The sequence below is a fragment of the Phycobacter sedimenti genome (genome assembly GCF_038148855.1).
Taxonomy (GTDB): domain Bacteria; phylum Pseudomonadota; class Alphaproteobacteria; order Rhodobacterales; family Rhodobacteraceae; genus Phycobacter; species Phycobacter sedimenti.
Genome location: NZ_JBBVGR010000001.1, coordinates 64,815 through 82,673 on the forward strand (window position 1 = coordinate 64,815; position 17,859 = coordinate 82,673).

Consider the following 17,859-nt stretch of genomic DNA (forward strand, 5'->3'; position numbering starts at 1 on the left):
GGAAATCCTAGGCCGCAAGAGGTTAACAGTCCCCAAAGACATGGATCGAGCCCTGCCAGGGGTGCAGTCAGCTTGCGCCCCACATGCGGTGTCTGATAGGGTGGCCTGACACAAGACAGACCCCCACAGAAGAACGGGCAGCAAACGTGAGCGATACGCCGGAAACTCCTGAAAACATGGATGAAAACCAACCGTCGAAGTCGGTTTACGAGGGGCCGACAGTGTCCATCGAATCCGAGATGCGTACCTCCTATCTGGATTACGCCATGTCGGTCATCGTCAGCCGGGCCATTCCCGACCTGCGCGATGGATTGAAACCGGTGCACCGGCGCATTCTCTATGCGATGCACGAGACGGGAAATACCCACGAAAAGGCCTATCGGAAGTCGGCCCGCCCGGTCGGTGACGTCATGGGTAAATACCACCCCCATGGTGACAGCGCGATCTATGACGCGCTGGTGCGGATGGCGCAGGATTTCTCGATGTCGCTGCCGCTGTTGGATGGTCAGGGCAACTTCGGCTCCATGGATGGCGACAACCCGGCGGCCATGCGTTACACCGAGGTGCGGATGGACAAGCCCGCCGCCTTCATGCTGTCCGACATCGACAAGGAAACGGTCGATTTTCAGGACAACTACGACGGCAAGGACCGCGAACCGACTGTTCTGCCGGCCCGTTTTCCGAACATGCTGGTCAATGGTGCCGGCGGGATCGCCGTGGGCATGGCAACGAACATTCCGCCGCATAACCTTGGCGAAGTGGTGGATGCGACGCTTGCCCTTATCGAAGATCCCGATCTGACCAGCGAACAGCTGATCGAATATGTGCCCGGACCCGATTTTCCCACCGGGGGCGTGATGCTGGGCCGGTCTGGCGCGCGCAAGGCCTATCTGGAGGGGCGCGGCAGCGTCATCATCCGCGCCAAGACCCGTGTCGAAGAGATCAGGAAAGACCGCTACGCTATTGTTGTGGATGAGATTCCCTATCAGGTGAACAAGGCGTCCATGATCGAGAAGATTGCCGAACAGGTGCGCGAGAAAAAGGTCGAAGGCGTTGCCCATGTGCAGGATGAATCCGACCGCAACGGGGTACGTGTCGTTGTCGAGCTGAAACGTGACGCGACGGCAGAGGTTGTCCTGAACCAGCTTTATCGTTTCACGCCCATGCAGACGCATTTTGGTTGCAACATGCTGGCGCTGAACGGCGGCCGCCCCGAACAGCTGACCCTGCGCCGATTCCTGACCTCCTTCATCGACTTCCGTGAAGATGTGGTCGCGCGCCGCACCGCCTACCTCCTGCGCAAGGCGCGTGAGCGCAGCCATATCCTGTGTGGTCTGGCGGTTGCCGTCACCAATGTGGATGAGATCGTCGCCACCATCCGCTCTTCGGCGGATGCGGCCGAGGCGCGCGAAAAGCTGATGACCCGGCGCTGGCCGGCGATGGATATCGCCGACTACATCCGCCTGATCGATGATCCCACCCACACGATCAACGAGGATGGCACCTACAACCTGTCGGAAACCCAGGCCCGCGCCATCCTGGAGCTACGCCTGCAGCGCCTGACCCAGATCGGCGTCAAGGAAGTCACCGACGAACTTGAAGAGCTGGCAGGCAAGATCAAGGAATACCTCGAGATTCTGGGATCCCGCGAGCGGATCATGGGCATTATCGCCGATGAGCTGCGCGAGGTGCGGGACAGCTTTGCCGTGCCGCGCCGCACCGAGATCGTCGACTGGTCCGGCGACATGGAGGACGAGGATCTGATCGAGCGTGAGGACATGGTGGTGACCGTGACCTCGGGCGGCTATATCAAACGCACGCCGTTGGCCGATTTCCGCGCCCAGAAACGGGGCGGCAAGGGCCTTTCTGGCATGCAGACCAAGGAAGAGGATGTTGTGACCACCCTCTTCGTGGCCAATACGCACACGCAGCTCCTGTTCTTCACCACCGATGGCATGGTCTACAAGCTGAAGACCTGGCGCCTGCCGCAGGGCGGTCGCACCTCGAAAGGCAAGGCGATCGTCAATATCCTGCCGATCCCCACGGGGGTGTCGATTGCCGCAATCATGCCGGTGGACCGCGCCGAGGATGAGTGGGCCGATCTGCAGATCATGTTCGCCACCTCTGCAGGAACTGTGCGCCGTAACCGCCTGTCGGATTTCACGAATGTCATGCGCAACGGCAAGATCGCCATGAAGTTCGAGGACGAGAACGCCGACACCAAGCTGATCAATGCGCGGATCTGTTCCGAGGATGACGACATCATGCTGGTGACGAACACGGGCCGCGCGATCCGCTTCCCCTCGACCGAGGTGCGCGTGTTCAACAGCCGCAACTCGGTGGGTGTTCGCGGGATCAAGCTGAACAAAGGCGACGAAGTCGTCTCGATGTCGGTGATCCGCCACTCGAAATACACACCCGAACAGCGGACGGCCTACCTGAAAATGCGTCGCGCCATGGCCGGGATTGCGGATGATGCGGAATCTTCGGATGAGGATGTGATCGCAGATCCCAACTTCTCGACCGAGCTTTATGCCGAAATGTCTGCGGCCGAGAACCTGATCCTGACCATCACCAAGGGCGGCCAGGGCAAGCTGAGTTCGAGCCACGACTACCCGGTACGCGGTCGCGGCGGCATGGGCGTCACCGCCATGGACAAGGCGATGCGCGGCGGCGAGCTCGTTGCCTCCTTCCCGGTTGAACTGGAGGACCAGATCATGCTGGCGACCTCCAAGGGCCAGTCGATCCGGGTGCCGGTGGACGGGATTTCCTTCCGATCCCGTTCGGCCGGCGGTGTGCGCGTCTTCAACACCGGCAAGGGCGAAGAGGTGGTCTCGGTTGCCTGGATCGCCGACAGCGGCGATGAGGACGACTCCGAAAGCCCCGACAGCTAAAAGGCGCGTTCGATCAACTCAATGCACGACGCCGTCCCGGTCAGGGGCGGCGTTCTTCTTTTACGGATGGGTAATCTATTTCTGGCACTTTGGCGGGAAACAGTCTTTGCGCGGGAGGAGCCGCCCGATGAACCTTTATCACTGCTATATCGACCTGCACCACGAAGCCAAGGCGCTTGCCTTCTCCAGTGCGGTGGACCAGTGGATGACCTATTTGAAAGAGCGCAAGGTGATCAGGGGCTGGCGCCTGTTGCGCCGGAAACTGAACCTTGCCAGCGATTCCTGCCGCGATTTCCTGCTGGAGATCGAGTTCGAGAATATGACCCAGCTGGACCAGGCCTTTCGGGTGCTGGGCGAAAAGGACGAGGAGATCGAAAGGCTCTATGCCAACGTTTCAGCCCTCGTCTCCCGGTCCGATTTTGGCCTCTATCGCCCCTTCCCGGACCCGGAGCGCGCCGAGCGAATGGCACTGATCTGAAATGGCAGGGCATGAAGGATCAAGGCCGGGCGCAGTGCCCGGCCTTTTTTTTTACAGCTGATAGATCGAAGAGAATTTTTCGTCGAGATAGGTGATCAGAGGCGTATGATCCGGCTCCATCCCCGCCGCCTGTGAAATCGTTTCGCGCGGGCTGCGCAGCCCGCCGTGGCGCTGCAGCCTGTCACCCAGCCATCCGGTCGCGGCAGAGGTATCCCCCTTGGCCAGATGGTGATCCAGATCCGGCACATCGCGGCGCAGGGCCTCGTGCAGGCAGCCGGCGTAGACATTTCCAAGCGAGTAGGTCGGGAAATATCCGAACAGACCGACAGACCAGTGCACATCCTGCAAACAGCCATTCGAGGGCTTGTCCACGGCATACCCGAAGTCGGCATTGAACCGGTCATTCCAGGCCGCCTCGAGGTCTGACACTTCGAGATCTCCCTGCATCAATGCCCGTTCCAGATCGAAGCGCAGCATGACATGCAGGTTATATTGCAGCTCATCCGCCTCGGTGCGGATATAGCCGTTGTGAACCCGGTTCACCGCGGCGTAAAACGCATCCGCATCCGCGATGCCGAAATCCCCAAATCTCTCTTTCATCTGATCGAACAGCCAGCCGGTAAAGGCGCGGGAGCGCCCCAGTTGGTTCTCGTAGATCCGGCTCTGGCTTTCGTGCACCCCCATCGACACGCCGCGCCCCAGCGGGGTCAGCAGGTAGTCGCGGCTGATGTTCTGCTCATAGGCGGCGTGGCCGACCTCGTGGATGGTGGAATAGAAACAGTTGAAAGGGTCGCTTTCGCTGGTGCGCGTGGTAATGCGCACATCCAGCCCCGAGCCGGAGCTGAAAGGATGTACCGCCTTGTCCACGCGCCCGTGGGCCATGTTGTAGCCAAAAGCGCGCGCCAGTTTGCGGGCGAGCTTCATCTGCTCGGCTTCGTCGAACGTGCCTTCCAGCCCCTTCGGCGCCGGCCGATCCAGCACGCGGGCGCGCAAGTCCACCAGGGCGGGCCGCATCGCATCAAAGATCTCTGCGATTTCCGATGACGTGGTGCCCTGCTCATAGTCGGCCACCAGCGCATCATAAAGATCCCCGCCCTGTGCCAGTGCCCCGGCCTCTTGCCGTTTCAGCGCGACGACTTCTTCCAGGACGGGCACAAAGGCCGCGACATCTTCGTCTGCACGAGCCTGCGCCCATTTCCCTTGTGCCTCGGAGGTGACCTGAGCCAGCTGTTTGGCCAGATCAGCCGGCACCTTGATCGCGCGTTCGTAGCTGCGCCGGATTTCCCGCAAGTGCGCCGCGCCCACCTCATCCGGGGCCTTGGCCGCCTCAAGCCACTCACCGACCTGAGGCGCGCTGCGGCGGGCGTGAAGAACCGCCTCGAGCGCGGCCATCTCAGTGCCCCGCTGGCTGGCCGCGCCGCGTGGCATCATGGTCTCCTGGTCCCAGCCGAGGCGGCCAGAGATCTGTGCAAGCGCCTGTGTATCGCGCTCATAGGCCATCAGCTGTTCGAAAGCAGTCATGGGCGTCAGTTGTCCTTGATCGAGGTTGCAATGGGATAGGCGGCCAGGAAGCGGGCCCGCAGGATCAGCACCCACAGAATGACCGCCATGACCTGATGCAGGATGGCGGCCTGCCAGGGGGCTGCGTAAAGCACGGTCACGATGCCAAGAACCACCTGCACCGACAGTGCTGCAAAGGCAGCGTTGAACGCCAGCCGCGTCCGGGCATGGGCGCTGCTGCGGCCCCGAAGCCAGACCACAACGCCAAAGGCAAACAGAAGGTAGCCGCAAACCCGGTGAATGAACTGTACCAAGCCGGGATTTTCAAAGAAGTTTTTCCAGATCGGCTCCAGCATCAGCGGGTTCGGGGGAATGATCTGCCCCCCCATGAGCGGCCAATCGGTGTAGGAACGGCCGGCATCGATGCCTGCAACCAGAGCCCCAAGCAGGATTTGCAGGAATGCAAAGTGGAGCAGCCCCGTGGACAGGCCAAAGAGCTTGGCTTCCTTGGCGCGGCGCGCCTGCATCAATTCGCGCTCTTCCCGGCCAAGCTGGAAGACGTACCAGGCAATGAGGCCCAGGATCACGAAGGCCAGCCCCAGATGCGTGGCCAGACGGTAGGAGGCGACCGAGGTCATCCCCTCGCCCTGCGTCACGCCAGAGGCCACCATCCACCAGCCGATCGCGCCCTGGACGCCGCCAAGGGCTCCGGGCAGGATCAGGCGACCGGTCCAGCCTGCGGGGATCTTGCGGGCCAGCAGGAACCCGAAGAAGCCGACCGCCCAGACCAGGCCGATCACCCGGCCAAGCTGGCGATGGCCCCATTCCCACCAGTAGATCTCTTTGAAATCAGAGAGTTCCATCCACTGGTTGTGGATCCGCCATTGATCGATCTGCTTGTATTTCTCGAATTCGGACTGCCAGTCGGCCTCGGTCAGGGGCGGAATCGCGCCGGTGACGGGACGCCATTCGGTGATCGACAGGCCCGAATCCGTGAGGCGCGTAAGACCGCCGACGGCGATCATCACCATGACCAGGGCAAAGAGCACCATCAACCAGGCCCGGATTGCACGGCGTGCGCCGCCCCTGCCCCGGTCGATCGCCCCCGGCAGGGCCGCCGCCTGTGCGGGCTGCGCCTCGCCCACCTCTTCAAAGATACTGCGCTTGCTGCTCATGCTCGTCTCTCTTGATTGCGGGTCACGCTTGCGGGCGAGATATAGATCATCCCAAGGCCCCGGTCAGGGGTCATTCGCCATTTTTCTTCCAGCGGACCATCTGCCGCATGATGCCATGCAGCATCTGCACATCGGCGCGCGTCAGGCGCATGCGGCTGAACAGGTTGCGAAAAACGACTTTCATGCCTGGCGCCTTTTCCGGCGGGAAGAAATACCCGGCTTCTTCAAGGCGATCTTCGTAGTGTTTGACCAGCGCCTCGACTTCGACGCCCGTGGCCCAGTCGGATTTGCCGATGTCAAAGACTTCGTGCTGTACTTCGTCGGCCTGACGGCGCCACTCATAGGCGGTCAGCAAGACACATTGGCCGAGGTTCAGCGAGGGGAACTCAGGGTTTACAGGCACCGTGATGATGGCATTGGCCTTGGCGATATCGTCATTCTCAAGCCCTGCCCGTTCGGGGCCGAACATCACCGCGACCTTTTCCCCGGCGCGGATTTTCTCAAGAGCCAATTTCATTGCTGCTTCAGGGCTGTAGACCGGTTTCGTAAGCTCCCTCGGGCGAGCGGTCGTGGCAAAGACAAAGGAGCAATCCTCAAGCGCGCCCGGCACGTCCGGTGCCAGCTGCGCTTCGTCCAGCAGGCGTCCCGCACCCGAAGCCATGGCGACAGATTTCGGGTTGGGCCAGCCATCGCGCGGCGCCACGATCCGCATCCGGTCCAGACCAAAGTTCCACATGGCGCGCGCGGCGGCGCCGATGTTCTCTCCCATTTGCGGGCGAACCAGAACAAAGGCGGGCTGTGGCATATCGCTGGGCATATCGTTCTCCGTTGGCCTCAAAGGGCAGTTGCGGTGCATTTGCCCTGCTCTAATCGGCGGCGGCGGGATGGGCAAGACATGCCGCGTCATCGGGGTTTGAGGATCCGATCCTTGCGTCCGTCGCAAGATCGGTTAAACACCTGCAGACACAGAACAGGAGCGCCCGTCATGACCACCGCCGCGGACACTGTAGAGAAGCCTCAGATCTATCTGATTTCACCACCCAGTTTCGAGCTGGGCCGGTTCCCGGATCAATTGGCGAAGGCGCTCGACAGTGTTGAGGTCGCCTGCGTGCGCCTTGACATGGCCAGCCGCGATGAAGACACGCTGAGCCGGGCCGGTGACGCGCTGCGCGAGGTCTGTCATGCCCGGGATGTTGCCATTGTGATCACGGATCACCAGATCCTGGCGGAGCGCCTTGGCCTTGATGGGGTGCACCTGAGCGATGCGTCAAAATCCGTGCGCAGCGCCCGCAAGGCGCTGGGTGCAGATGCCATCGTCGGCAGTTTCTGCGGTGCATCGCGCCATGACGGCATGTCTGCGGGCGAAGCGGGCGCCGACTATGTCAGCTTTGGCCCGGTAGGTGCGTCCGGCCTTGGCGACGGCGCGCAGGCCGAACTGGAACTGTTCCAGTGGTGGTCGGAAATGATCGAGGTGCCAGTGGTCGCCGAAGGCGGCCTCACCCAAGAGCTGATCGGGACCTATGCGCCGGTGACCGATTTCTTTGGCATCGGGGATGAAATCTGGCGGACCGAAGACCCGACCGGAACCCTTCAGTCGTTCATCAAGGCGATGGGCTGATCCGCCCTGTTGTCGCAGGTTACAGCCAGACACGTTCCACAAACCAGTAGCCGCCGATCAGGGCGATCGTAACGGATGCGGGGATGGCCACGCGCCCGCGGTATTTCGGGTGCGTTCCGAACCAGTAGCCCACCGTCAGAAACGCCAGCGCAATCACTGTCAGCTGCCCAAGCTCCACCCCGACATTGAAGCCGATCAGGGCGGGGATGAATTGCGATTTTGGTAGGCCAAACTCGGCCAGCACGCTGGCAAAGCCCAATCCGTGCAAAAGCCCGAAGCCGAAGATGATCAACGTGCGCCAGCTGTGCAGACGCCGGGAAAAGATGTTCTCTACGGCCACGAACACGATCGATGCGGCAATCAGCGGCTCGACAATATCAGGGTTGACCTTGACCAGCCCCAGCGCACCGCAGGCCAGTGTTATCGTATGGGCGACCGTGAAGGCGCTGACCTGCCAGATCAGGGGCCGCAGGCGCGTACTGAGGAAAAACAGCCCGAGGACAAACAGGATATGATCCAGTCCTTTGGGCAGGATGTGATCGAAACCCACTGGAATATAGGCAAAAAAGGCCTCTTTCGGGCTAAGCGCCGAGCCTCCGGAGAATGCGATCGGACCGGTGGTGTCGCCGCCTTGCAGATACCCCGTATAAGGCTCTTCGACGCCGTTCTGGCGCAAGACCACCGCCCCGGACCCGGTGGGCCACGTCAGGGTCAACGCCGTTGCTCCGGGCGGCAATGACGCACTCACGTCAAGATAGCTTTCTCGCGGCACGTCGAGGTCTCCCACGGGGGCAACCCGAACCTCCACAAGGTTCAGCGGGACCGGCACGCCGGCCTCCAGCCCGATCGTGGCGATCCAGTCTTCGGCAAAGAGTTGCAGCATGGGGCGCAACTCATCCGGCGCAAGCGCCCGGAGAAGATCATAATCCCCGGCCTGCCCGGCCTCTTCGGTGTTCTGGTGCGTGTCCAGATCGATGCCCGCCACAAAAGCCTCGGCATTCAGGCGCAATTGCATCTGCAAAGTCCCGTCCTCGATCGCGAAATCCGCAATTGTGGGCGTCACCTCATGGGCATGACCCCGCGCGGCAAACCCGAAGGCCAAACTTGACAGCACCCCGATAAGTGCCAAGTTGATGCGGAGGAAAACAAAAAGTCCGGTCATGAAAAATCGCCTGTTGTCATTCGTTCTTATTGCTAACGGTCTGGCGGGATCAATTCCAGCCTTTGCCCATGAATTCTGGATCGAACCCAAGAGTTATCAAGTCTCGGCCGGAGAGCCGGTGACAGCCGATCTTGTCAATGGCCAGTCCTTCAAGGGCGCACGGCTGCCCTATTTCGAAAAACGGACGAAACGGTTCGAGGTCATCTCAGGTGCGCAGCGACTGGAGTATCAAGGCCGGATGGGGGATCTTCCCGCGCTTTCCTTGCGAGCTGCCGAGCCCGGTCTCCTGACGGTCGTGCACGAAACCGAACCTGAAACGCTGAACTACAAGGACTGGGAGAAATTCGACGCCTTCGCCCAGCACAAGGGTTTTGCAGATATTCGGGAGCGGCACGGCGAAAGGGGGCTGCCCTTTGAGGATTTCACTGAGCGTTACAGCCGTCATGCCAAGGCCCTGATCGCGGTTGGCAGCGGTGCCGGCACCGACAGCCTGCGTGGATTGGAAACGGAATTCGTGGCCGAGGCGAACCCCTACACCCTAGAGGCAGACACCCTGCCCGTTCGGATTTACTATCAGGGCGAGCCGCGCGCTGGTGCCCAGATCGAAGTGTTCGAGCGGACACCGACAGGCGAGGTCACGGTTTTCCTCCTGCGCAGCGACACCGGCGGGCGCGCAGAAATCCCTGTCAAACCGGGGCACAGTTACCTCCTGGACGCCGTCGTGCTGCGCCCTGCGGATGCAGACAGCGGCGCCGTTTGGGAAACCCTCTGGGCCGCTTTGACCTTTGCCGTCCCCTGAGGCGGGATCCCGCTTGCGGGCGGCATCGAAAGGCGGCATGAGGGGGACATGATGACGCATCAAAGACCTCTTCAGCCGAATGCCACGCCGACCCGGATCCTGTGTATCGGCTCGGTCCTCTGGGACATTATCGGCCGATGCACGGCGGAAATGCGGCGCGGTTCGGATATGCCGGGTCGCATCAGCCGACTGCCGGGGGGCGTTGCGATGAACATCGCGATGACCCTGGCCCGGTTCGGCATGTCGCCGGTGCTGCTGAGTGCCATCGGCCGTGACGCCGAAGGGGAAGAGCTGATCGCGGCCTGTGGCCACCTTGGCCTTGATGTCAGCCACATCTACCGCTCCGAAGATTTGCCGACGGACAGGTACATGGCCGTGGAGGGGGCAAATGGTCTGATCGCGGCCATCGCGGATGCGCATTCCCTTGAAGCCGCCGGAGCAAAGATCATTCGCCCGCTGCTGGACGGGTCGTTGGGCTCGGACGCAAAGCCCTACTCGGGGCCAATCGCCCTTGATGGTAACCTGACCCTCTCGCTGCTGGATGAAATCGCCGCCAGCCCCGCCTTTGCAAGCGCTGATCTGAGAGTGGCGCCGGCTTCTCCCGGAAAGGCCGAGCGGCTGCGTCCGTTCCTGTTGCGCGGGCGCGGAACGCTTTACGTCAACCTCGAGGAAGCCGGGCTACTGTGTCAGGACCGGTTCACAGACAGCGAGGTCGCCGCCAGGGCTCTGCTGGCGCGGGGCGCTGCGCGGGTTCTGGTAACGGACGGCAGCCGCTCGGCCACCAAAGCGGACGGGCGGGACATCCACACGCAAGAGCCTCCGCAGGTCACGGTGGCCCGCATCACCGGTGCTGGCGATACCTTCATGGCCGCCCATATTGCAGCCGAAAGCCGCGGTGAGCCTGCGGATCAGGCCCTCACCTCTGCTCTGGCTGCAGCCGCAAGTTACGTTTCAGGAGAACCCCCGCTGTGATCCCCATCCAATACTCTGCCGAAGTGACCAAAGCCCGCACCGAGGGCCTGCCCATCGTGGCTCTCGAAAGCACGATCATAACCCACGGCATGCCCTACCCACAGAACGTCGAAACCGCCGCCCTGGTGGAACAGGACGTTCGCGATACCGGGGCGACACCGGCAACCATGGCCGTGATCGAAGGGGTCCTTCACGTCGGGCTGGAGCCGGAGACGCTGGAGGCGCTTGGGCAGGCCAAATCCGTCGCCAAAGTGTCTCGGGCGGATATCGCCGCCTGTATTGCAACCGGGGGAACCGGGGCAACGACCGTGGCCGCCACCATGATCGCGGCGCGCATTGCCGGGATCGAGGTGTTTGCCACTGGCGGCATCGGGGGCGTGCACAAGGGGGCCGAGACCAGCTTTGACATCTCTGCCGACCTGCTGGAGCTTGCCCAGACCCCGGTGAGTGTTGTCGCGGCCGGCGCAAAGGCAATTCTGGATGTGCCAAAAACCCTGGAAGTTCTGGAAACACAAGGGGTTCCGGTCATCTCTTACGGTCAGGACTCCTTTCCGGCCTTTTGGTCCGCACGCTCGGAGCTGACCTCCCCTTTGCGGATGGACAGCGCCGCAGAGATCGCCCGCGCCCATGCCATGCGCCGCGCCATGGACCTCCCCGGCGGGCAGCTGATCGCAAATCCGATTCCGGCTGAGGCCGAAATCCCCGCAGAGGCCCTTGCGCCCGTGATTGCCCAGGCTCAGGCCGAAGCCGACCAACAGGGGATCGCCGGAAAACAGGTGACGCCCTTCCTGCTGCAACGCATTTTCGAGCTGACCGAGGGGCGTTCTCTGGTGGCAAATATCGCCCTGGTGCGCAACAACGCGCGTCTGGCCGCGGAAATCGCCCGAGAATTGAACGCAATCGCGCGCGGATAAGGGATTTCCCCGCCCGCCCCATTGCCCTCTTTCAAAACAGTGCATAGGTTCGCGGAAACGCCACTCCCACTGCGGTACGACCACACGCGATGACCACGCCATTCGATCAAGAACCCTATCGCAAACCGGGCCTTCTGGCGCGGCTCCGCTCTTCCTTTTTCACAGGTATAGTGGTCATTGCCCCTGTTGGACTGACCCTGTGGCTCCTGTGGACCGTTATGGGCTGGATCGATGGGGTCGTTCTGCCGCTGGTGCCTCATAACCTGCGACCGGAGCAGTATATCGGCATCAACCTGCGTGGCGTCGGTCTGATCATCTTTCTTCTGTTCACTATCATGGTGGGATGGGTCGCCAAGGGCATCATCGGCCGTTCGCTGATCACCTTTGCCGAAAACCTGGTGGACCGCATGCCGGTGGTCCGGTCGATCTATTCCGGGATCAAGCAGATCTCCGAAACGGTGTTTGCCCAGGCCGAAAGCAGCTTTGACAAGGCCTGCCTGATCGAATACCCGCGCCGCGGGATCTGGGCGATCGGCTTTGTATCGACCAAGGCAAAGGGTGAAATCGCGACCCGGGCGCAAACCTCAGGCGGGTTGATGAGCGTCTTTATTCCGACCACACCGAACCCGACCTCGGGTTTCTTGCTGTTTGTGCCGGAAGAGGATGTCACCATGCTCGACATGAGCGTTGAAGATGCCGCAAAGCTGGTGATCTCGGCCGGCCTTGTCTATCCCAACGCCAAGGACCCAAGCAAACCTGCTGCATGACGATCAGGCGTTTGTGACGGGGCATTGCATGAAAAAGGCGGATCGATCTCTGATCCGCCTTGTTTCGTTGAGCCGGTTTACAGCGCGGTCCAGCCCCCGTCGACGCTGATCGTGGTGCCCGTGATCTGAGCCGCGGCATCGGAGCACAGGAAGACCGCCGTCCCGCCAAGCTGCTCGACCGTGGCGAACTCCCTTGAGGGCTGGCGCTCCAGCATGACCTTTTTGATCACCTCTTCGCGGCCCATGTTGTATTTCTCCATGGTGTCCGGGATCTGCGCCTCGACCAGAGGCGTCAGAACATAGCCCGGACAGATCGCGTTAGCGGTGATCGGCTCTTCGGCGGTTTCCAGGGCGACGGTCTTGGTCATGCCGACAATCCCGTGTTTTGCCGCGACATAGGCCGATTTGTAAGGAGAGGCGGTAAGTCCATGAGCGGACGCAATATTCACCACCCGTCCCCATCCTGCCGCACGCATCATCGGCAAGGCGGCCGCAGTTGTGTGAAACGCCGAACTCAGGTTGATCGCAATGATGGCATCCCATTTGTCCAGCGGAAACGCGTCAATCGGTGCCACATGCTGGATCCCGGCATTGTTCACAAGAATATCGCAGGCCCCGGCTTGTTCGATGAGCGCACGGCATTCTTCACCCTTTGACATGTCCGCCTTGATGTAGCGTGCGGAAACGGAAAACTCCTTGGCGATATCGGCGGCTAGCGCGTGATCCTCATCCCGATCGGTGAACGAGTTGAGCACCACATTTGCCCCCGCCCGCGCCAGTTCGCGTGCAACCCCGAGGCCGATCCCGGAATTGGAGCCGGTCACAACCGCCGTTTTGCCCTTCAATGTCATGGTTCAGCTTTCCTTCGCTCTGAATTGGTTGCGGGCACTTTGCCACGTGGCGCCCGTGAAGAAAACGCGTAGGACTACTGACCCAGAGGAATTTGATGCGTCGATTACATCAAGGATTTGCCTGAAACAGCGGAGGGCGCGAAAGAAAAAAACGCCCGCACGAAGCGGGCGTTAAGTTATTGAGGCAGGTTTCATACAGGCAAGAAACCTATCGAGCAGTGACTCCGTTATACGCAATTTATTGCTTCCCTCCAAGCCAAAAATTTGAAAAGAACAAGATTAGCCTCTACCGTTAAGGTTCAGCAAAATAAGGATAGAATGGGATTGTTGCCAAAGTGAGACCAGAATATTTCTCTGCGGCACGGGCCCTCGTTGCGGGAATCGTCCTCGTTGCCTCAACCGGTTTTGCATCTGCAGAATCAGCGCATGCCATTGCAATGTATGGAAAACCTGCGCTCGAGGCTGACTTTGAATCTTTACCGTATGTTAACCCTGATGCCCTAAAGGGCGGCCGCTTGGTGGTTGGAAACACAGGTGGTTTCGATACGCTGAACCCCTTTTCCCAGAAGGGTACCCCTCCCTGGCAACTCAGGTTCTGGAGCTACGAAAGCCTGATGGGCCGGTCGTGGGACGAACCTTTTACGCTTTACGGCTTGTTGGCCGAATCACTTGAAGTACCCGATGATCGCTCATGGGTGGAGTTCACTCTGCGCCCGGAGGCCCGGTTTTCCGATGGCAGCCCCGTCACGATCGAGGATGTCATCTGGTCCTATGAGACCCTCGGTACCAAAGGGCATCTGCGCTACCGTGGCTTCTGGTCCAAGGTCGAACGGATCGAACAGACCGGCCCCCGCAGCGTAAAGCTGACGTTCAATACAGAGGATCGCGAGCTGGCCCTGATCGCGGGTCTGCGCCCGATCCTGAAAAAGGACCAATGGGCGGGCAAGGATTTTGCAGCCTCCGGGTTGACCGAGGCCCCCATCGGGTCCGGCGCCTATGTGGTGAGCGATTTTGAGCCGGGCCGCTTTGTCACTCTGACCCGAAATCCCGACTATTGGGGCGCCGATTTGCCGTTTCGCCGGGGAACGCAGAATTTCGATGAGCTGCGCATCGACTTTTTCGGAGATGAGACGGTCCTGTTCGAGGCTTTCAAGGCAGGCGAGCTGAGTGCCTACCGGGAGTTCAATCCAGAAAAATGGCAATCCGCCTATGATTTCCCGGCTGTCCGGCGCGGCGATGTGGTGAAAACGGAAATCCCGCATCAGCGCCCTTCCGGCATCACGGGGCTGGCCATAAACACCCGCAGGGCTCCGTTGAACGATTGGCGCGTGCGCGAAGCCCTGTTGCTTGCCTTCAACTTTGAATACATCAATGGGACGGTTACGGGCGGCCTGCAGCCGCGCATTTCGTCCTATTTCTCCAACTCAGCGCTAGCCATGCAGCCCGGCCCCGCCACCGGAAAGGTGCGCGCCCTGCTGGAGCCCTATCGGGCTGATCTTCTGCCCGGCGCGCTTGAGGGGTACGCCCTGCCGCAAAGTGACGGCACCAGCCGCAATCGCAAGAACCTCCGCCGTGCTGTCGCGCTGCTGGCCGAGGCCGGTTGGCAGGTTCAGGACGGTGTGTTGAAGAACGCGGATGGACGGTCGCTGGAACTGTCGGTCCTGTTGCGACAGGGAGATGCCCAAATGAAGACCGTGGTTGAATTGTACGGTCGCGCGCTTGATCGTCTCGGCATCAGATTGACCCCGGAGCTCGTTGATAATGCTCAATATGTGATGCGTCAAAACGCATTTGACTTTGACCTTACGCGCATCCGCCGCGAACTGTCCCTCAGTCCGGGAAATGAGCAGCGTCTCTATTGGGGGAAGGCCGGTGTAAACCAGCCGGGCAGCCGCAATCTGATGGGAATCGACAGCCCGGCAGTGGAGGCGATGATCGATCATTTGCTGACCGCCCAAAGCGCGGAGGACTTTACAGCAGCTGTCCGTTCGCTTGATCGCGTTCTGATTTCCGGCCGCTACGTTATTCCGATCTGGCAATACGACAGAGGCCGGATCGCCCATGTGAAGGCCTTGCGCCACCCGGAAAAATCACCGATCTACGGCGACCGTAGCGACTATTTTCCCGATGTGTGGTGGTACCAGCCGGAATGAGCGGGGCCGCCTGTCACAAACCCCGCCCCGGGCTGGCGTAACAGAATTGTTTCATTTTTTTCCAGTTTTGCTACGATACCTTCGGGTCGTTGGTATGGTTGCGTGGGGAGAAACAAAATGACAGAGCATTTTGCGACTGCCAGTTGGGCCGTGCGCTTCCCTCGCGCCAAGCAGCGCTTCCCCTATCTCCAGCGTCGTCTTGCGCCCTGTCCTGTCCGAGATAAGGATGGGTTCATAGCCTACCTTGCGCAGTCCCATCACCTGACCCTCACAGAAGCGCGGGAAGAGGCGGACGATTTCCTGTTCTGGGAGAGCCTGCATGCCGAGCTGGAAGTGGACTTTGAAGCGGACCTGATTTGAAAATCAGTCGCTTAGGTCAAGGATGTCACCCACAGAATGGTTGCATCTTCCGGGCTTGTTGAAATCACGTTATGCCCCATCGCAGCGTCGTAATAGGCGCTGTCGCCGCGGCGCATTTCGACCGGCTCGTAGAACTCCGTATAGAGCATGATCACGCCGGTCAGCACGTATAGGAACTCTTCCCCGTCATGGCGCACCCAGCCGTCGAATTCTTCCATCGAGCGGGCACGCACACGGGCCCGATACGGCAGCATCTGCTTGCGAGTCAGCCCGTCCGCCAGCAGCTCATGTTCGTAGGTCGCAGTGGCCTGCGCCGAACCTTCTCCGGACTTGGTCACCGTCATGCGCCCATTCACCTGCTCGCGCTGTGGCGGCGTGAACAGTTGCGGCACCGAGATCTGCAACCCCACCGCAAGTTTCTTCAGGGCATCGTACGTGGGTGACATCTGCCCGTTTTCGATCTTGGAGAGGGTCGAGCGGGCCAGACCGGCCTGATTGGCGGCATGTTCCAGGGTCCAGTCGCGGGCCTTGCGCAACTCGCGCACCCGTGCCCCCAGGTCTAGGGGCTCGGCTTGCGCGCTGTCCCCGCCTGCGCGGGCAATGGTGATCAGGGTTTTGGGGTCGCGATCCGTCATGCGGTTTCTATAGGGCGCGCCGCCACCGCTTGCAACGCGGCACGTGTCACGCTAGCCAAGGTTCATGATATCGGAATATGACACCGGCCCTTTTGCGCCTTGCCCTGAGCCATTCAATCTGGCCGCCCATGTGCTGCGTCACGCAGAGGACCAGCCTGACAAACCTGCGCTTGAGGTTCTTGGGGCGAGGTCCTCCACGTCCTGGACATATGCTCAGCTCGAAGCCGCTGTGCGCGGGACCGGCACAGGGCTGCTGAAAGCTGGATTAAGGCCCGGCGATATCATCCTGATGCGCCTTGGAAATACCGTGGATTTTCCAATTGCCTATCTTGGAGCGATTGCCGCTGGATTGGTGCCAGTTCCAACCTCGGCCCAGCTGACCGAACCCGAAACCGCCAGGATGATCGCAGATCTGGATGTGGCTGCGGTGCTGCGTGACCCGAGCGTGGCCAGCGCCGGACATGCGCGGCAGATCCATTTGCCTGACCTGCAAGCGATGCGCGGCCTTCCGCCCTGCGACTATGACATGGGGGATCCGAACCGTCTGGCCTATGTGGTCTTTACCTCGGGAACCAGCGGGTCTGCCCGGGCGGTTGCACATGCCCACCGGGCGATCTGGGCGCGACAGATGATGGTACATGACTGGTATGACCTGAAGGCAGATGACCGGCTGATGCATGCCGGGGCCTTCAACTGGACCTTCACCCTCGGCACTGGGCTCATGGATCCATGGACGATGGGCGCAACGGCACTTATCCCTGAGCCGGGAACTCCGCCAGAGGCCCTGCCTGCGCTTTTGCGCCAAAGCCGCGCCAGTGTTTTTGCCGCGGCGCCAGGCGTCTACCGCAAGCTCTTGACCCATGGTGGCGATCTGTCCCTTCCGGATCTTCGGCATGGGCTATGCGCTGGGGAAAAGCTGTCCCTTCACCTTTCAGAGCTCTGGACACATCGCACGGGCACCGCCCTTTACGAGGCTTACGGGATGTCGGAGTGCTCGACCTTCATTTCCTCCTGTCCGGACCACCCGGCCCGCGGAGAGGCGTTGGGACGGCCGCAAACCGGTCGCCGCGTTGCCATCCTGGGCCCTGACGGACCGGTTCCGCGCGGCGCAGAAGGAACCATCGCCATTCATCGCAGCGATCCGGGATTGATGCTCGGCTATCTGGGCGCCCCGCAGGAAACCGAGGCCCGCATGCAGGGTGACTGGTTCCTGACCGGGGATCAGGGCGCCATGGCTGTGGACGGGCAGATTACCTACCTTGGGCGCGCAGATGACATGATGAACGCCGGGGGCTTTCGTGTATCCCCGATCGAGGTGGAAACCGCCCTTTCGGCCCATCCCGGCATAACCCAGGTCGGCGTCACCACCGTCGAGATCAAGGAAGACACCCATATCATCGTGGCTTTTTACACAGGTCCTCACGATCTTGAGATCAAGGCGCTGGAGACCTTTGCAGCGGAGCGGCTGGCGCGCTACAAGCAGCCCCGCGCCTATGTGCGCGTCGAAGCTCTGCCTGTCGGCGCAAACGGAAAGCTGCTGCGGCGCGCCCTGCCCGCCCATTTCACCCGATAGCCCCGAAG

Annotated in this window: 16 protein-coding genes; 10 read left to right on the forward strand and 6 right to left on the reverse strand. The window is 61.1% G+C overall.

Annotation, left to right across the window (positions count from 1 at the left end):
- Window positions 1-146 precede the first annotated feature (146 nt).
- Both gyrA and AADA15_RS00335 read left to right on the forward strand, forming a co-directional pair.
- The gene (gyrA, locus tag AADA15_RS00330) at window positions 147-2,894 is read left to right on the forward strand and encodes a DNA gyrase subunit A (protein WP_437343156.1); all 2,748 of its coding nucleotides are present in this window, start codon (window positions 147-149) and stop codon (window positions 2,892-2,894) included.
- Between the two features lie 127 nt (window positions 2,895-3,021).
- Window positions 3,022-3,372, forward strand: a complete 351-nt coding sequence (locus AADA15_RS00335) for a DUF6614 family protein (protein WP_341639553.1) — start codon at window positions 3,022-3,024, stop codon at window positions 3,370-3,372.
- A 51-nt stretch (window positions 3,373-3,423) separates the two neighbouring features.
- On the opposite strand, the gene AADA15_RS00340 is transcribed toward AADA15_RS00335, so the two are convergent.
- The 3 genes from AADA15_RS00340 to AADA15_RS00350 form a co-directional block, all read right to left on the reverse strand.
- Window positions 3,424-4,893, reverse strand: a complete 1,470-nt coding sequence (locus AADA15_RS00340) for a carboxypeptidase M32 (RefSeq protein ID WP_341639554.1) — start codon at window positions 4,891-4,893, stop codon at window positions 3,424-3,426.
- Between the two features lie 5 nt (window positions 4,894-4,898).
- Window positions 4,899-6,047 carry a heme A synthase gene (ctaA, locus tag AADA15_RS00345; protein WP_341639555.1) on the reverse strand — a complete coding sequence of 383 codons (1,149 nt, stop codon included), beginning with the start codon at window positions 6,045-6,047 and terminating at the stop codon, window positions 4,899-4,901.
- A gap of 70 nt (window positions 6,048-6,117) precedes the next feature.
- Complete coding sequence (locus AADA15_RS00350) at window positions 6,118-6,864, reverse strand: RNA methyltransferase (protein WP_341639556.1); 747 nt, start codon at window positions 6,862-6,864, stop codon at window positions 6,118-6,120.
- Between the two features lie 168 nt (window positions 6,865-7,032).
- Here AADA15_RS00350 and AADA15_RS00355 point away from each other — a divergent pair, with 168 nt between their 5' ends.
- Window positions 7,033-7,665, forward strand: a complete 633-nt coding sequence (locus tag AADA15_RS00355; protein WP_341639557.1) for a thiamine phosphate synthase — start codon at window positions 7,033-7,035, stop codon at window positions 7,663-7,665.
- Window positions 7,666-7,684: 19 nt separating this feature from the next.
- Here AADA15_RS00355 and AADA15_RS00360 read toward each other — a convergent pair whose 3' ends face one another.
- On the reverse strand, window positions 7,685-8,827 hold the full coding sequence (locus tag AADA15_RS00360) for a HupE/UreJ family protein (RefSeq protein WP_341639558.1): 1,143 nt from the start codon (window positions 8,825-8,827) through the stop codon (window positions 7,685-7,687).
- On the opposite strand from AADA15_RS00360, the gene AADA15_RS00365 reads away from it, so the two are divergent.
- The 4 genes from AADA15_RS00365 to AADA15_RS00380 all read left to right on the forward strand — a co-directional run bounded on the left by AADA15_RS00365 (window position 8,826) and on the right by AADA15_RS00380 (window position 12,279).
- On the forward strand, window positions 8,826-9,626 hold the full coding sequence (locus AADA15_RS00365; RefSeq protein ID WP_341639559.1) for a DUF4198 domain-containing protein: 801 nt from the start codon (window positions 8,826-8,828) through the stop codon (window positions 9,624-9,626). The two genes, AADA15_RS00360 and AADA15_RS00365, sit on opposite strands and share 2 nt — an antisense overlap.
- Before the next feature lie 51 nt (window positions 9,627-9,677).
- On the forward strand, window positions 9,678-10,598 hold the full coding sequence (locus AADA15_RS00370; protein WP_341639560.1) for a PfkB family carbohydrate kinase: 921 nt from the start codon (window positions 9,678-9,680) through the stop codon (window positions 10,596-10,598).
- Window positions 10,595-11,512 carry a pseudouridine-5'-phosphate glycosidase gene (locus tag AADA15_RS00375; RefSeq protein WP_341639561.1) on the forward strand — a complete coding sequence of 306 codons (918 nt, stop codon included), beginning with the start codon at window positions 10,595-10,597 and terminating at the stop codon, window positions 11,510-11,512. The genes AADA15_RS00370 and AADA15_RS00375 overlap by 4 nt, the downstream gene beginning before the upstream one ends.
- Window positions 11,513-11,601: 89 nt before the next feature.
- Window positions 11,602-12,279 (forward strand): DUF502 domain-containing protein, encoded by a 678-nt coding sequence (locus tag AADA15_RS00380; protein ID WP_341639562.1) that lies wholly within the window; start codon window positions 11,602-11,604, stop codon window positions 12,277-12,279.
- 77 nt (window positions 12,280-12,356) lie between these two features.
- On the opposite strand, the gene AADA15_RS00385 is transcribed toward AADA15_RS00380, so the two are convergent.
- Window positions 12,357-13,130: a 3-hydroxybutyrate dehydrogenase gene (locus AADA15_RS00385; RefSeq protein ID WP_341639563.1), complete on the reverse strand. Its 774-nt coding sequence runs from the start codon at window positions 13,128-13,130 to the stop codon at window positions 12,357-12,359.
- Window positions 13,131-13,465: 335 nt separating this feature from the next.
- Here AADA15_RS00385 and AADA15_RS00390 point away from each other — a divergent pair, with 335 nt between their 5' ends.
- A complete protein-coding gene (locus AADA15_RS00390) occupies window positions 13,466-15,283 on the forward strand; it encodes an extracellular solute-binding protein (protein WP_341639564.1) in 1,818 nt (605 codons plus the stop codon).
- 117 nt (window positions 15,284-15,400) lie between these two features.
- Complete coding sequence (locus AADA15_RS00395; protein WP_341639565.1) at window positions 15,401-15,643, forward strand: hypothetical protein; 243 nt, start codon at window positions 15,401-15,403, stop codon at window positions 15,641-15,643.
- Window positions 15,644-15,654: 11 nt separating this feature from the next.
- Here AADA15_RS00395 and AADA15_RS00400 read toward each other — a convergent pair whose 3' ends face one another.
- The gene (locus AADA15_RS00400) at window positions 15,655-16,278 is read right to left on the reverse strand and encodes a helix-turn-helix domain-containing protein (RefSeq protein WP_341639566.1); all 624 of its coding nucleotides are present in this window, start codon (window positions 16,276-16,278) and stop codon (window positions 15,655-15,657) included.
- 64 nt (window positions 16,279-16,342) lie between these two features.
- On the opposite strand from AADA15_RS00400, the gene AADA15_RS00405 reads away from it, so the two are divergent.
- Window positions 16,343-17,851: a class I adenylate-forming enzyme family protein gene (locus tag AADA15_RS00405; protein WP_341639567.1), complete on the forward strand. Its 1,509-nt coding sequence runs from the start codon at window positions 16,343-16,345 to the stop codon at window positions 17,849-17,851.
- Window positions 17,852-17,859 lie beyond the last annotated feature (8 nt).